The 14,448-nt window shown below is 69.8% G+C and carries 14 protein-coding genes; 3 read left to right on the top strand and 11 right to left on the bottom strand.

Annotated elements, in window-relative coordinates; genetic code table 11:
- Positions 1–4: 4 nt before the first annotated feature.
- From kdpC to ACZ5L9_RS01490, 5 genes are all read right to left on the bottom strand, one after another.
- Positions 5–616: a potassium-transporting ATPase subunit KdpC gene (gene kdpC / locus ACZ5L9_RS01470; protein ID WP_464532815.1), complete on the bottom strand. Its 612-nt coding sequence runs from the start codon at positions 614–616 to the stop codon at positions 5–7.
- A gap of 2 nt (positions 617–618) precedes the next feature.
- Positions 619–2,661, bottom strand: coding sequence for a potassium-transporting ATPase subunit KdpB (kdpB, locus tag ACZ5L9_RS01475; RefSeq protein ID WP_464532819.1), 2,043 nt, complete (start codon positions 2,659–2,661; stop codon positions 619–621).
- On the bottom strand, positions 2,658–4,322 hold the full coding sequence (kdpA, locus tag ACZ5L9_RS01480) for a potassium-transporting ATPase subunit KdpA (RefSeq protein ID WP_464532821.1): 1,665 nt from the start codon (positions 4,320–4,322) through the stop codon (positions 2,658–2,660). The genes kdpB and kdpA overlap by 4 nt, the downstream gene beginning before the upstream one ends.
- The gene (locus tag ACZ5L9_RS01485; protein ID WP_464532823.1) at positions 4,319–4,471 is read right to left on the bottom strand and encodes a hypothetical protein; all 153 of its coding nucleotides are present in this window, start codon (positions 4,469–4,471) and stop codon (positions 4,319–4,321) included. The genes kdpA and ACZ5L9_RS01485 overlap by 4 nt, the downstream gene beginning before the upstream one ends.
- Positions 4,472–4,563: 92 nt before the next feature.
- Positions 4,564–5,472, bottom strand: a complete 909-nt coding sequence (locus ACZ5L9_RS01490; protein ID WP_464532825.1) for an acyl-CoA thioesterase — start codon at positions 5,470–5,472, stop codon at positions 4,564–4,566.
- 143 nt (positions 5,473–5,615) lie between these two features.
- Between ACZ5L9_RS01490 and ACZ5L9_RS01495 the strand changes: the two genes are divergently transcribed.
- From ACZ5L9_RS01495 to ACZ5L9_RS01505, 3 genes are all read left to right on the top strand, one after another.
- On the top strand, positions 5,616–6,827 hold the full coding sequence (locus ACZ5L9_RS01495) for an acetyl-CoA C-acetyltransferase (protein ID WP_464532828.1): 1,212 nt from the start codon (positions 5,616–5,618) through the stop codon (positions 6,825–6,827).
- 67 nt (positions 6,828–6,894) lie between these two features.
- Positions 6,895–7,374 carry a MarR family winged helix-turn-helix transcriptional regulator gene (locus ACZ5L9_RS01500; protein WP_464532831.1) on the top strand — a complete coding sequence of 160 codons (480 nt, stop codon included), beginning with the start codon at positions 6,895–6,897 and terminating at the stop codon, positions 7,372–7,374.
- Between the two features lie 109 nt (positions 7,375–7,483).
- A complete protein-coding gene (locus tag ACZ5L9_RS01505) occupies positions 7,484–8,755 on the top strand; it encodes a ScyD/ScyE family protein (protein WP_464532834.1) in 1,272 nt (423 codons plus the stop codon).
- 151 nt (positions 8,756–8,906) lie between these two features.
- On the opposite strand, the gene ettA is transcribed toward ACZ5L9_RS01505, so the two are convergent.
- From ettA to ACZ5L9_RS01535, 6 genes are all read right to left on the bottom strand, one after another.
- Positions 8,907–10,589, bottom strand: coding sequence for an energy-dependent translational throttle protein EttA (gene ettA / locus ACZ5L9_RS01510; RefSeq protein WP_464532837.1), 1,683 nt, complete (start codon positions 10,587–10,589; stop codon positions 8,907–8,909).
- A gap of 47 nt (positions 10,590–10,636) precedes the next feature.
- A complete protein-coding gene (locus ACZ5L9_RS01515; RefSeq protein ID WP_464532840.1) occupies positions 10,637–11,194 on the bottom strand; it encodes a single-stranded DNA-binding protein in 558 nt (185 codons plus the stop codon).
- 174 nt (positions 11,195–11,368) lie between these two features.
- Complete coding sequence (locus ACZ5L9_RS01520; RefSeq protein ID WP_464532842.1) at positions 11,369–12,325, bottom strand: ABC transporter substrate-binding protein; 957 nt, start codon at positions 12,323–12,325, stop codon at positions 11,369–11,371.
- Between the two features lie 16 nt (positions 12,326–12,341).
- The gene (locus ACZ5L9_RS01525; protein ID WP_464532845.1) at positions 12,342–12,995 is read right to left on the bottom strand and encodes an ABC transporter permease; all 654 of its coding nucleotides are present in this window, start codon (positions 12,993–12,995) and stop codon (positions 12,342–12,344) included.
- Positions 12,992–13,636, bottom strand: a complete 645-nt coding sequence (locus ACZ5L9_RS01530) for an ABC transporter permease (RefSeq protein ID WP_464532848.1) — start codon at positions 13,634–13,636, stop codon at positions 12,992–12,994. Before ACZ5L9_RS01530 ends, ACZ5L9_RS01525 begins: the two co-directional genes overlap by 4 nt.
- Positions 13,633–14,442: an ABC transporter ATP-binding protein gene (locus tag ACZ5L9_RS01535; RefSeq protein ID WP_464532851.1), complete on the bottom strand. Its 810-nt coding sequence runs from the start codon at positions 14,440–14,442 to the stop codon at positions 13,633–13,635. Before ACZ5L9_RS01535 ends, ACZ5L9_RS01530 begins: the two co-directional genes overlap by 4 nt.
- Positions 14,443–14,448: the final 6 nt, after the last annotated feature.

Genomic DNA, 14,448 nt, shown 5'->3' on the forward strand with positions numbered 1-14,448 from the left:
GGGATCAGTGTGCCGCCTGCTCGACGGCGATGTTGAGCGACAGCACGTTGACGTACGAGGCGCCCAGCACACCCAGCGCCCGCCCCTTGGTGTTCTCCTCGACCAGCCGGGTCACCTCGGCCTCGGAGAGGTGGTTGGCCCGCGCGACCCGCGGCACCTGGAGGGCGGCGTACGCCGGCGAGATCGCCGGGTCGACGCCGGATCCGCTGGCGGTGACCGCGTCGGCCGGGATCGCCGAGATCGGGACGTCCTCACGTGCGGCGATCGTCCGTTGCCGCTGCTTGATCGCCTTGATCAGCCTCGGGTCGTTCGGGCCGAGGTTGCTGCCGTAGGTGCTGGTCGGGTCGTAGCCGTCGCCGGCGGCCGACGGCCGGTTGAAGAACAGCCGTCGGTCGTCGCTCGCCTGGCCGAGGAGGTCCGAGCCGACCGCGTGGGTGGGGTCGTCGGTGTGGGCACCGGTGGCGGTGATCAGGGAGCCGTCGGCCTGCCACGGCAGCGCGACCTTCCCGATGCCCGTGACGACGAGCGGGTAGAGCACCCCGAGCAGCAGGGTGAGGCCGAGCAGCACCCGCAGGCCGGCGAGGCTGTTGCGGAAGAGGGCGTGGAGATCCTTCATGGTCACAGTCCTGGAATCAGCGAGATGACGAGGTCGAGCAGCTTGATGCCGGCGAACGGGGCGATCAGCCCGCCCAGTCCGTAGATCAGCAGGTTGCGGCGCAGCAGCGCGGACGCGGACGACGGCGTGTAATGGACGCCGCGCAGCGCCAGCGGGATCAGGGCGATGATGATCAGGGCGTTGAAGACCACCGCCGAGACGATCGCCGACTGCGGGCTGGAGAGCCGCATCACGTTGAGCGAGTGCAGCTGCGGGAAGGCGGTGACGAACATCGCCGGGAGGATGGCGAAGTACTTCGCGACGTCGTTGGCGATCGAGAAGGTGGTCAGCGCGCCGCGCGTGATGAGCAGCTGCTTGCCGATCTCCACGACCTCGATCAGCTTGGTCGGGTCGGAGTCGAGGTCGACCATGTTGCCGGCCTCCTTGGCCGCGGTCGTGCCGGTGTTCATCGCCACGCCCACATCCGCCTGGGCCAGGGCCGGCGCGTCGTTCGTGCCGTCGCCGCACATCGCGACCATCCGCCCGCCGCGCTGCTCCTTGCGGATCAGTGCCAGCTTGTCCTCGGGCGTCGCCTCGGCCAGGACGTCGTCGACGCCGGCCTCGGCGGCGATCGCCTTCGCGGTGATCGCGTTGTCGCCGGTGATCATGACCGTACGGATGCCCATGGCCCGCAGCTCGTCGAACCGCTCGCGCATGCCCTCCTTCACCACGTCCTTGAGGTGGATGACGCCCAGCACCCGGGCCGGCGCCGCCCCGCGCTGCTCGGCGACGACCAGCGGCGTGCCGCCCGTGCCCGAGACGGTGGCGACGTACACGTCCACGTCGGCGGGCACGGTGCCGCCGGTCTCGGCGACCCACGCTGCGACGGCGCTGCCGGCGCCCTTGCGCAGGCGCAGGCCCGGCGCGTCGATGCCGCTCATCCGGGTCATCGCGGAGAACTCGACCATCTCGGCATCCGATGGTCGAGGTGCGAGCTCGCGGCCCTCGAGGCCACGAGACACCAGAGCGACGATCGAGCGGCCCTCGGGGGTCTCGTCGGCGAGGCTGGAGAGCACCGCGGCGTCCTCGAGCTCTGCCAGCGCGACGCCGGGAACGGGCAGCAGCTCGCTGGCCTGCCGGTTGCCGTACGTGATCGTGCCGGTCTTGTCGAGGAGGAGCACGTCGACGTCGCCGGCGGCCTCGACCGCGCGGCCCGACATCGCGAGCACGTTGCGCCGCACCAGCCGGTCCATGCCCGCGATGCCGATGGCGGAGAGCAGCGCGCCGATCGTGGTCGGGATCAGGCAGACCAGGAGCGCGGTGAGCACCAGCCACGACTGGTGCGCGCCGCTGTAGTCGGCGAGGTAGTAGAGCGTCCCCGTGACCACCACGAAGATCGCGGTGAGGGTGGAGAGCAACACGTTGAGCGCGATCTCGTTGGGGGTGCGCTGGCGCTGCGAGCCCTCGACCAGGGCGATCATCCGGTCGACGAAGGACTGTCCGGGGTCGGAGGTGATCCGCACCGTGATCTCGTCCGAGAGCACGGTGGTGCCACCCGTGACGGCACTGCGGTCGCCGCCGGACTCGCGGATCACCGGAGCCGACTCGCCGGTCACGGCCGACTCGTCGACGCTCGCGACGCCCTCGAGGACGTCACCGTCGCCCGGGATGCGCTCGCCGGCGGCGACGACCACGACGTCACCGCGGCGCAGCTCGGTGGAGGCGACCGTCTCGATCCCTCCGTCCGAGCGACGGCGACGGGCGGTGGTCTCCTCCTGCAGGGCACGCAGGCTGGCGGCCTGGGCCTTGCCGCGGCCCTCCGCGACCGACTCGGCGAGGTTGCCGAACAGGACCGTCAGCCAGAGCCAGACCGTGACGATCCAGCCCATCGTGCTGGGGTCGGTGATCGAGAGGATCGTGGTGGCGAGGGCGCCGACCTCGACGATCAGCATCACCGGGGTGGCGAGGAGGGCACGCGGGTCGAGCTTCCGGAAGGCGCCGGGGATCGCCGCGACGAGCTGCTCGGTGCTGAGCACGGAGCTAGTGGGGACGGTGCTGTTGGTCACGAGAGGGACTCCACGATCGGGCCGAGGACGAGTGCCGGGACGAAGGTCAGGCCGACCACGACCAGGGCGACTCCGGAGAGGAGGCCGACGAAGAGCGGCCGGTGGGTCGGCAGGGTGCCGGCGCTGGCCGGCTGGTGCCGCGCGGCGGCGAAGCGCCCCGCGAGGGCGAGCACGAGGATGATCGGGACGAAGCGGCCGTAGAGCATCAACGCCCCGAGCAGCGTGTTCCAGAAGTCCGTGCCGGACGTGATGCCGGCGAACGCGGAGCCGTTGTTGTTCGCGGCCGAGGTGACGGCGTACAACGCCTCGGACAGGCCGTGCGGACCGTCGGCCGACAGGCCGGCCAGTCCCTGGCTCGCGGTGACGCCGAGCGCCGCGCCGACCAGCACCAGGGTGGGCACGGTGAGGATGTAGAGCGAGGCGAGCACGACCTCGCGCTGGCCGATCTTCTTGCCGAGGTACTCCGGCGTGCGGCCGACCATCAGGCCGCACAGGAAGACCGTGATGACGGCCAGGATGAGCATGCCGTACAGGCCGGAGCCGACGCCGCCGGGCGCGATCTCGCCGAGCATCATGTTGAAGAGCGCGAGGCCGCCGCCCGGGGCGGTGAAGCTCTCGTGCATCGAGTCCACCGCACCCGTTGAGGTGAGCGTGGTGGCAGCGCCGTACATCGCGCTGGCCGCCTCGCCGAAGCGGGTCTCCTTGCCCTCCATCGCCGCGCCGGCGAGCTTCGTCGCGGCACCGCTGGTGGACATCTCCGCCCAGGTCATCAGCGAGACCGAGGCGAGGGCGAGCGCCGCCATCGTCGCCACGATCGCGCCGCCCTGACGCTTGTCCTTGACGATGAGGCCGAAGGCCCAGGCCATCGCGAACGGGAGGACCAGGATCAAGAAGACCTGGACGATGTTGGTGAACGCGTTCGGGTTCTCGAACGGGTGCGCGCTGTTGGCGTTGTAGAAGCCACCGCCGTTGGTGCCGAGGAGCTTGATCGCCTCCTGGCTGGCCACGGGGCCGCCGGTGATGGTCTGGTGGCCACCGGTCAGGGTGGTCACGCTCTGGAAGCCGTGCCAGTTCTGGATGACGCCGCCCGCGAGCAGCACGACGGCGCTGACGACGGCGATCGGGAGCAGCACGCGGACGGTCGTACGGACGAGGTCGGTCCAGAAGTTGCCGATACGCATGCCGGCGCGCGAGCGGGCGAGCCCCCGGGCGAACGCTGCGGCGACCGAGAGGCCGACGGCGGCCGAGAGGAAGTTCTGCACCGTCAGGCCGGCGGCCTGCAGGGTGTGCCCGGCGGCGGCCTCACCGGAGTACCACTGCCAGTTGGTGTTGGTCACGAACGAGACGGCGGTGTTCCACGCGCCCGAGGCGAAGAAGCCCGGGAAGCCGAGATCGAACGGGAGGTGGGACTGCAGCCGCGCGATGGCGTAGAGCAGCAGCACGCTGACCAGGCTGAGCCCCATCACCGACATCGCGTAGGCGCGCCAGTGCTGGTCGGCGTCGGGGTCGACCCGCAGCACCCGATAGGCGGCGCGCTCGACACGCAGGTGACGCGGAGAGGTGTAGACGTGGGCGAGGTAGCGCCCGAGGAAGGGCACGACCACGGCGAGTGCGGCGATCAGGACGGCGAGCTCGAGGATCGCGGCGGTGGTGGCGCTCATCGCGAGGCCACCTCGTCGCGGTCGAGGCCGGCGTCGCGGTCTTCGGTGGGATCGGGTTCGGAGGCGAGGCGCCGGTCGAGCGCCCCGATCAGGAGGGCGAAGCCTGCGAAGCTGAGCAGGGTCAGCGCCAGGTAGACGAAATCGGACACGCCACCTGTCTAGGCGCGCACCGAGGCTCATCGGCCCGTCTTGACGCTTCCTTGACGCCGCCGCCCGACGGCCTGACGCAACCTTGACCGGGTCAGCGGTAGGCGAGCTCCTCGAGGGTCGCCCGGAGATCGTCGGGCGGGGAGACCGAGCGGCCCGTGGCGAGGTCGAAGAAGACGAGGACGACACGGCTGCGGGCCAGCACGACCTGCTGCTCGGCACCGTTCTCGTCCGGCATCTCGTCGACGATCTCGCCGTCGAAGACGAGCGACTTGGACCCGACCCGCGAGACCCACAGGTACATGTCGTACGGCTCGGGACGCATCCCCATCGGCGCCCGGTAGGTGATGTCGGACTGGGCGACCACGACGTGCCCGGCGACCCCGGCGCTGCCCGGACCTCGCACCTTGGCCAGCATCGCGATGCGGGCCTCCTGGAAGTATTCGAAGTACTTCACGTTGTTGACGTGGCCGTAGACGTCCATGTCGGAGAAGCGCACCTTGACCGGGTAGTGGCCCAGCTCGCTGTGCCGGGCCTCGCCGACCTCCATCCGGTGCGGGTGCAGCACGTCCTCGGGGTGCAGGTAGACCTCGAGACCGGCACGCTCCTCCGCGGTGAGGCGGCGCGGGCAGCCCTCGGCGAAGAGGTACGGCGTCAACACGGACGAGGCGCGCAGGTAGACCGTGCGCGTGACGCCGCCATCGTCGGTGGGCGTCTCCCGGAAGATCTCGTACGCGAGGGTGAAGGACGCGGCCCGGATCTCGGTGACCCAGAGCTCGACGAGGACCTGGTCCCGGTCGAAGAGCAGCGGCTCGAGATACGTCACCTGGTGGCTGGCGACCAGGACGCCCTCGGCCAGCGGGTCGGTCATCGGGCTGCGAGCGTGGACCCGGAGCATGTCGACGCGCGCCTCCTGGAGGTAGTCCACATAGGTGACGTTGTTGACGTGGCCGAGCATGTCGAGGTCGGCCCAGCGCATCGGGCACTCGTAGCGGTGTCGCACGAGGCGATCCTCGCAAACATCACACCCGGCCCGGTCGCGGTGCCCGGACCGCGGGCACGCTCCGGTCCCTTTCATCGCACCCGGCAGCCGGGCACTATTGTCCTCACGACTCGTTTCATACTGACCAGTAACTGGAGTGCACCATGCCTGAGGCCGTCATCGTTTCCGTCGCCCGCACGCCGATCGGCCGGGCGTTCAAGGGTTCGCTCAAGGACCTGCGTCCTGACGACCTCGCCGCGTTCGCCGTCCAGGCGGCGCTCGACAAGATCCCGGCGCTCGACCCGACCACGATCGAGGACCTCTACCTCGGCAACGGGCAGCCTGCCGGCGAGGCCGGCTTCAACATGGCCAAGGTCGTCAACACCCTCCTGGGGCTCGACACGGTGCCCGGCGCCACCGTCAACCGCTACTGCTCCTCCTCGGTGCAGACCACCCGGATGGCGTTCCACGCGATCAAGGCCGGCGAGGGCGACATCTTCGTCTCGGCCGGCGTCGAGGCCGTCTCCCGCTTCGCCAACGGCATGGCCGACGTCGACGGCGCCGAGAACCCGCTGATGGCCGACGCGGTCAAGCGCACCGCCGGTCTCGCCGCCTCCAACGACACGTGGACCGACCCGCGCGAGTCGGGTCTCGTGCCGGACGTCTACATCGCGATGGGCCAGACCGCCGAGAACGTCGCCACGCTGCGCGGTCTCGACCGCGCCGAGCTCGACGAGTTCGCGGTCCGCTCGCAGAACCTCGCCGAGAAGGCGATCAGCAACGGCTTCTGGGCTCGTGAGATCACCCCGATCACGCTGCCGGACGGCACCGTCGTCTCGGCCGACGACGGCCCGCGCGCCGGCGTCACCCTCGAGGGCATCGCCGGCCTCAAGCCGGTCTTCCGCGAGAACGGCGTCAACACCGCGGGCAACTCGTGCCCGCTCAACGACGGCGCCGCGGCGGTCGTGATCATGTCCGACACCAAGGCCGCCGAGCTCGGACTCAAGCCCCTGGCCCGGATCGTCTCCACCGGCGTCTCCGGCCTCTCCCCCGAGATCATGGGCCTCGGCCCGGTCGAGGCGACCCGCAACGCGCTCAAGCACGCCAAGATGTCCATCGGCGACATCGACCTCGTCGAGATCAACGAGGCGTTCGCCGCGCAGGTCGTCCCGTCCTACCAGGACCTCGGCATCGACATCGACCGGCTGAACGTCAACGGCGGCGCCATCGCGGTCGGTCACCCGTTCGGCATGACCGGCGCCCGCCTGCAGAACACGATGCTCAACTCCTTCGACTTCCACGACAAGTCGACCGGCCTCATCACGATGTGTGTCGGCGGCGGCCAGGGCATGGCCCTGATCCTCGAGCGCATGTGACGCTGACACGCCGCTGTGTGAACCGCTGAGGCGGCATCGGGCCAGCGCCCCCTTTAAACTCGGTCGCGTGACCGAGGAGACGCGCTGGCTCGATGCCGATCAGCAGCGGTCCTGGCGCGGCCTCGTCATCGGGATGACGCTGCTGCTGGACCGGCTCGACGCCGACCTGCGCCAGGAGTTCGACCTCTCGCTGGCCGAGTACGAGATGCTCGTCCGCCTCTCCGAGTCCGACGGGGTGCTGCGGATGGCACAGCTCGCCACCTCGATGGGGCACTCCCGCTCGCGGGTCACCCACACCATCGCCCGGATGGAGAAGGCCGGCCTGGTCGCGCGCCGTACGTCACGGACCGACGGCCGGGGGGTGGATGCGATCCTCACCGAGAAGGGCATGGAGCTGCTGCGCTCGGCGGCGCCGGTGCACGTCACCGGCGTCCGCGAGTACCTCGTGGATCAGTGCGCGGCCGACGACTTCGCCGCGCTCGGCCGGGTGATGAACACCGTCGCCGATCACCTGATCGTCGACAGCCCGGAGTGCGACATCCGCTGACGCCTTACACCCCCTCAGGTATTTGTCAGATACCCATCCGGGGGGATGCCCCGAACGGGCACGCTGTTGCAGCGTCGGAGGTGAGTCATCCACCTCTAGGAGGCAGTGCATGTCCACCCACCCCAGACTCGCAGCGGTGGCCGTCGCCCTCGGCGTCACAGCCACCCTCGCCAGCGCCCCCGCGGCGTCGGCCCACCAGCAAGACCACGACTCGCACGGCAAGCATGGCGAGCACCGCCACCACGGTCACCACGGGAAGCATCACGGGCACCACCACGCGAGCATCCCGTCCCAGCATGTGCTGGCCGACGGGCTGGTCTCGCCGCTGCGTGCAGCCGTCGCCGACGACGGCACCGTGTACGTCTCGCAGAACTTCACCGGCACGATCGACAGGATCAGCCGGAGCGGGACCACGACGCCCGTCTACACCGATCCGCACGGCTACGAGGTCGGCGGGCTGTCGCTCTCCGGCAGGTCGCTGTTCTTCACCGTCACGCAGAGCGCGGACGAGGGCGAGAACCTCGACAGCTGGCTGAAGGTGCTCACTCCCGGCGGAACGGTCCGCACCATCGCCGACGTGCACGACTTCGAGGCGGCCACCAACCCCGACCAGCACACGACGTACGGCTTCGCGGACGTCCCCGCCTCCAGCCCCTGCCTCAAGGACTGGCCCGCGGAGAACGGGCCGGCGGCGTACCCGGGCGCTGTCGACTCGCACCCCTACGCCACCTATGCGCTCGGCAACGGCTGGACCTACGTCGCAGACGCCGGCGCGAACGCGGTGTTCCTGGTCTCGCCGCGCGGTCGGATCAGCACCGTCGCGACGTTGCCGGCGATCCCGTTCACGCTCACGGCGCAGGCCGCAGCGGGCGTCGGGGTCCCCGACGGCTCCTGCCTCATCGGCGAGAGGTACTACTTCGAGCCGGTGCCGACCGACGTGGAGGTCGGCGGCGACGGGACGATCTACGTGACCAGCCTCCCCGGTGGCCCCGAGGGTCCGCAGCTGGGTGCGCGCGGGGGCGTCTTCGCGATCAACGCGCACACCGCCCACCGGATCAGCGTCCGGATGCACCACGGACATCACGGCGGCCACCAGGCCCGCGCACGGCAGGTCGCGACCGGGCTGCTGGGCCCGACCGGGCTCGCCGTGTCACCGCGTGGAACGCTCTACGTGGCGCAGATGTTCGGCGACACCCTCTCCAAGGTGACCCTGGGCAGGCACGGCGCCCAGGTCCACGAGGTGCTCGCCACCCCGACACCGGGTGAGGTGGAGTGGACGCCTCGCGGGCTGTACTTCACCGGCGACGTGCTCTCCGGCACGCCGCTCGATCCGCACGGGAACACGACGACTCCCGACGGCAAGCTGATCCGCTTCGGCTGACCGGCAGGTCTCTGCTCCTACCCATCAACGGCACACCGCCACGCACCTGAGGTGCGTGGCGGTGTGCGTGGCGGTGTGCACGGCAGGGCGGAGGAGCGAAGGCGGCCGTCGGCGACAACAACACAGTCAGGCGCCCGCCACGCGCCTCGGATCAGTCGCGGGTCAGGCGGCGGTGGGTGACACGATGCGGCCGAGCGGCCTCGATGCCGAGGCGCTCGATCTTGTTCTCCTCGTACGAGGCGAAGTTGCCCTCGAACCAGAACCACTTGCCGCCGTCCTCGTCGTCGCCCTCCCAGGCGAGGATGTGGGTGGCGATGCGGTCGAGGAACCACCGGTCGTGGGAGGTGACCACGGCGCAGCCCGGGAACTCGAGCAGAGCATCCTCGAGCGAGGACAGGGTCTCGACGTCGAGGTCGTTGGTCGGCTCGTCGAGGAGCAGCATGTTGCCGCCCTGCTTGAGCGTGAGCGCGAGGTTGAGTCGGTTGCGCTCACCGCCGGAGAGCACACCGGCCATCTTCTGCTGGTCCGGACCCTTGAAGCCGAAGGAGGCGACGTAGGCGCGGCTGTTCATCTCGAAGTTGGCGACCTTGATGAAGTCGAGACCGTCGGAGACGACCTCCCAGACGTTCTTCTTCGGGTCGATGTTGGCGCGGCTCTGGTCGGCGTAGGAGATCTTGACCGTCTGGCCGATCTTCAGCTCACCGGAGTCCGGCGTCTCGTTGCCGGTGATCATCCGGAACAGCGTGGTCTTGCCGACACCGTTGGGGCCGACGACGCCGACGATGCCGGCACGCGGCAGCGTGAAGGAGATGTCGTTCCACAGGATGCGGCCCTCGAACCCCTTGGTGAGGTCGTGAGCCTCCATCACGATGTCGCCGAGCCGCGGGCCCGGCGGGATGTTGATGTCGGCGGTGTCGATCTTGCGGGCCTTGTCGGCCTCGGCCGCGAGCTCCTCATAGCGGGCCAGACGCGACTTGGACTTGGTCTGGCGCGCCTTGGCGTTGGAGCGGACCCACTCCAGCTCCTTCTCGAGCATCTTCGCGCGCTTGACGTCCTTGGCGCCCTCGATCTTGAGGCGCTCCTTCTTGGTCTCCAGGTAGGTGGAGTAGTTGCCCTCGTAGCCGTGGATCGAGCCGCGGTCGACCTCGGCGATCCACTGGGCGACGTTGTCGAGGAAGTACCGGTCGTGGGTGACGGCCAGGACGGCGCCCTTGTACGTCTTGAGGTGACCCTCGAGCCACTGAACGGACTCGGCGTCGAGGTGGTTGGTCGGCTCGTCGAGCAGGAGCAGGTCGGGCTCCTGGAGGAGCAGCTTGCACAGCGCGACGCGACGACGCTCACCACCCGAGAGGTTGTCGACGAGCAGGTCGCCCGGCGGGCACCGCAGCGCGTCCATCGCCTGCTCGAGCTTGGAGTCGACGTCCCAGGCGCTGATGTTGTCGAGGTAGGTCTGGAGCTCGCCGGTCTCGGCCATCAGGGCGTCGTAGTCGGCGTCGGGCTCGCCCATCTCGGCGTACGCCTCCTCGAGGCGCTTCATCTTCGACTTGATGTCGTGGACGGCCTCCTCGACGTTCTCCAGGACCGTCTTGCCCTCGGTCAGGGGCGGCTCCTGCTGGAGCATGCCGACGGTGGCGTCCTGGTCGCGGACGATGTCGCCGTTGTTCGGCTGGTCGAGGCCAGCCATCAGCTTGAGCAGCGAGGACTTGCCCATGCCGTTGGGGCCGACGACACCGATCTTCGCCCCGTGCAGGAACGACAGCGTCACGTTGTCGAGGACGACCTTGTCGCCGTGAGCCTTGCGGACATTGCGCAGGGAGAGGATGTATTCAGCCACGAGGCACAAGCCTAGTGGCTGAACACACCTCAGCTCGATCCGGCGCCTCAGGCGGCTCCTGCCCAGTCCGGGGCATCCTGGAGCGGCGCGCTCCAGTCGGTGCGGTCGGCGGACGGGACGGGGACGGCGTCGGCCCCGGCGGCGTTGTCGGCGATCAGGCCCTCGAGCTCTCCCGGGAGCCGCTGCGCGGTCGTCCCGGCACCCGTCTCAGCGGGCTCCCGGCCCTCCTGCTCGCCCGCTCCGGCCGGGGCGCTCTTGTAGAACGAGCTGACACCGCGGCGCAGGTCGTGGCCGACGACCGTCGCCTCGATGTCGTGCGCCACCACTTCGGAGTGCTGGGCGTTGACCCAGGTGCGGGCGGTGAGCCGGCCCTGGACGATCACCGGGTCGCCCTTGCGCAGCGACTTGCCGACGTTCTCCCCTAGCGCCCGCCAGGCGCTGACCGCGTACCACTGTGTCTCGGCGTCGTGCCACTGCCCGGACGCCTTCTCGAGGCGCCGGGGCGTGACCCCGATGCGGAAGTTGGCGACGCTGTGCTCGCCGACCTGGCGGACGGTCGGGGTGGCGGCGACGTAGCCGTGGACGGTGATGTGGGACTCGTTCATCTTCGTGCTCCTTGTCAGGTTCAGGCAGCAGGTGCTGCAGGAACGAGCATGGGAGCGGAGACCGACAGGACCCGGGCCTCCGCAGCAGGGCTGTGGAGATCCGGGTCCCGAAGCTCGTCTGTGGACGAGAAGTGGCTGGTTTCGGAGGTCTCGACAGGCTCGACCTCCGTCCGATCAGGCCAGGCCGTTGGCCTTCAGCCAGTCGGCGGCGACGTCGGCGGCCTTCGGCTTGTCCGGACCGTTGAACGTCGCGTTGAGGTCCAGCAGCGACTGCGTGGTCAGCTTGGCCGAGACCGCGTTGAGCACCGTGTCGACGTCCGCATTGTCGTGGTCCGTGCGGATCAACGGGATGACGTTCTGCGCCGCGATCATGTGCTCGGGGTCCTCGAGCGTCACCAGCTTGTTGTCGGTGATCGACGGGGTGGTCGAGTAGATGTCGGCCACGTCGACCTTGCCGGAGGTGAGCGCCTTGACCGTGGCCGGGCCACCGCCGTCGCTGATCGGGGTGAACTTCACGCCGGTGATGCCGTAGAACTTCTCCATGCCCGGGATGCCGTACGCCCGGGTCTTGAACTCCGGGTTGGCCGCGAGCGAGAGGCCGTCGATGCCCTTGAGGTCGGCGATCGAGTGGACGTTGTTCTTCGCGGCGAAGTCGGCCGTGACGTTGAGCGAGTCCTTGTCCTCCGCAGCCGACGGCGTCAGCACGGTCAGGTCCGGCTCCTTCGAGGCGAGCGTCGACTTGAGCGCGGCGACCACGTCGTCGGGCGCCGTCGCGGTCGCGTTCGGGTCGAAGTAGGTCAGCAGGTTGCCGCTGTACTCCGGGAAGAGCGAGATCGAGCCGTCCTTCAGAGCACCGATGTAGGCCTCACGCTGGCCGATGTCGAGGTGGGTGGAGGCGTCGAAGCCCTTCGCCTTGAGCGCTCCGGCGTAGATCTCGGCGAGGATCTCGCTCTCGCCGAAGGAGGCGGAGCCGACCACGATCGGCGCGGACGAACCGCCCGAGGACGACGCCGAGGCGTCCGCGGTGGCATCGGATCCCGTTGCGGTGTTGGTCGGGTCGCTGCCGCACGCGGCCAGCGACAGCAGCGTGGCGGCGGCCAGGGCCGGGAGGGCGAGTCGGTTGAGCTTCATGTGTCGATCCTTTGCTTCATCGTTGAAGGGTGAGGGCACGTTGCGTGACGGCGAAGAGGCCGTCGAGGATCAGAGCGAGCGCGACGATGACGAGAGAACCCGCAACCATCTGCGGATAGTCCCGAACGGCCAGGCCGTCGATGAGATAGCGCCCCAGTCCCCCGAGTCCGATGTAGGCCGCGACGGTGGCGGTGGCGACCACCTGCAGCACGGCGGCCCGCAGGCCACCGATGATGAGCGGCAGGGCGAGCGGGACCTCGACCCGCGCGAGGACCTGCCACTCGGTCATCCCGATCGCCCGCGCGGCGTCGATGGTGGCGCGGTCCACCGCCTCCAGGCCGGCGTACGCCCCGGCCAGCAGCGGCGGGATCGCCAGCACCACCAGCGCGACCACGGGCGGGGTCAGACCGATGCCGCGCCAGATCACCACGAGCGTCAGTAACCCGAGGGTGGGCAGCGCACGCAGCGCACCGGTGACGGCGATCGCGAGCCCGCGCAACCGGCCGGTGTGACCGATCCACAGCCCGAGCGGCAGCGCGATCGCCGAGGCGATCGCCACGGTCAGCGCGGTGTAGCCCAGGTGCTGGGCGATCCGGTGCGGGAAGCCGTCGTCGCCGTGCCAGTGCGCACCGGTCGTGAGCCAGTCGAGGCCGTCGGAGAGCGCACTCATCGGGCACCCCGCACGGCGAGCCACGGCATCGCGAGCCGCCCGATCAGCACCCACAGCAGGTCCAGCAGCAGCGCCAGGACGACGACGCAGACGATCCCGATGACGATCTCGGTGGCGAAGTAGCGCTGGAAGCCCTCGGTGAACAGCGACCCGAGGTTGCTCACCCCGATCAGCGGCGAGATCGTGGCGAGGCTGACCGTGCTGACCGACACCACCCGGACGCCGGCGAGCAGCACCGGCCCTGCCAGCGGGATCTCGACCTGGAGCATCCGCTGCCAGCCGGAGTACCCGCTCGCTCGGGCGGCGTCGACGACCGTCTCCGACACGCTGCCGAAGGCGTCAGCGGCGGATCTGACCATCACTGCGACCGCGTAGATGGTCAGCACGATCACCACGTTGACCGGGTCGAGGAACTTGGTGCCGAGCACGCCCGGGATGAGCACCAGCAGCGGCAGCGACGGGATCGTGTAGACCACGCTCGCGAGGCTGACGAGCCCGGCGCCGCCGACGCGCCAGTGCCGGGCGGCGTACCCGATCGGGAGCGCGATCGCGAAGCCGAGCACGACCGGGATCACCGAGAGCCACAGGTGGCGCCAGGCCAGCCCGCGGATCTCGCTCCAGTTGTCGAGGAACCACCTCACCCGAGGACACCCGCTGCGCGGCCGTCGGCGTCCACCACGATCCTGCGTCCGTCGACCTCCTCGATCCGCAGGGTGCGCCGACCCCGGTCCAGTCCGACGAAGCTGCTGACGAAGTCGTCCGCCGGCGCGGCCAGGATCTCGGCCGGCGAGCCGACCTGGGCGATCTCGCCGCCCTTCTTGAGGATGACGACCTGGTCGCCGAGGAGGAACGCCTCCTCGATGTCGTGGGTGACGAAGACGATGGTCTTGCCCAGGTCGTGCTGGAGCCGGACGAGCTCGTGCTGGAGCTCGGCTCGGACGATCGGGTCGACGGCGCCGAACGGCTCGTCCATCAGCAGGATGTTGGGGTCGGCGACCAGCCCGCGGGCGACGCCGACGCGCTGCTGCTGACCACCGGAGAGCTGGGTCGGGTAGCGCCGCGCCAGCCCCGGGTCGAGGCCGACGCGCTCGAGCGCCTCCAGGGCACGCGTACGCGCCTCGCGCCGCCCCACTCCCCCGAGCCGCAGGGGCGTGGCGACGTTGTCGATCACGGTGCGGTGCGGGAGCAGGCCGGAGTGCTGCATGACGTAGCCGATGGATCGACGCAGCTCGACCGGGTTGCGGCTCGCGACGTCACCGCCGTCGATCAGCACCTGGCCGCCGGATGGGTCGACCATCCGGTTGACCATCCGGAGCAGGGTCGTCTTGCCGCAGCCAGAGGATCCGACGAAGACCGTGGTCGTGCGTGAGGGCAGCACGAGGCTGAAGTCACGCACCGCCTCGGCGCCACCGGGGAACGTCTTCGCGACGGATCGATACTCGATCATGCAGTC

The sequence above is a fragment of the Nocardioides sp. JCM 18998 genome, assembly GCF_055391535.1.

Coding starts and splice junctions, on each gene's coding strand:
- kdpA (WP_464532821.1), bottom strand. CDS start 4,322: ATGAGCGCCACCACCGCCGCGATCCTCGAGCTCGCCGTCCTGATCGCC.
- kdpC (WP_464532815.1), bottom strand. CDS start 616: ATGAAGGATCTCCACGCCCTCTTCCGCAACAGCCTCGCCGGCCTGCGG.
- ACZ5L9_RS01525 (WP_464532845.1), bottom strand. CDS start 12,995: ATGAGTGCGCTCTCCGACGGCCTCGACTGGCTCACGACCGGTGCGCAC.
- ACZ5L9_RS01495 (WP_464532828.1), top strand. CDS start 5,616: ATGCCTGAGGCCGTCATCGTTTCCGTCGCCCGCACGCCGATCGGCCGG.
- ACZ5L9_RS01520 (WP_464532842.1), bottom strand. CDS start 12,325: ATGAAGCTCAACCGACTCGCCCTCCCGGCCCTGGCCGCCGCCACGCTG.
- ACZ5L9_RS01505 (WP_464532834.1), top strand. CDS start 7,484: ATGTCCACCCACCCCAGACTCGCAGCGGTGGCCGTCGCCCTCGGCGTC.
- ACZ5L9_RS01515 (WP_464532840.1), bottom strand. CDS start 11,194: ATGAACGAGTCCCACATCACCGTCCACGGCTACGTCGCCGCCACCCCG.
- ACZ5L9_RS01535 (WP_464532851.1), bottom strand. CDS start 14,442: ATGATCGAGTATCGATCCGTCGCGAAGACGTTCCCCGGTGGCGCCGAG.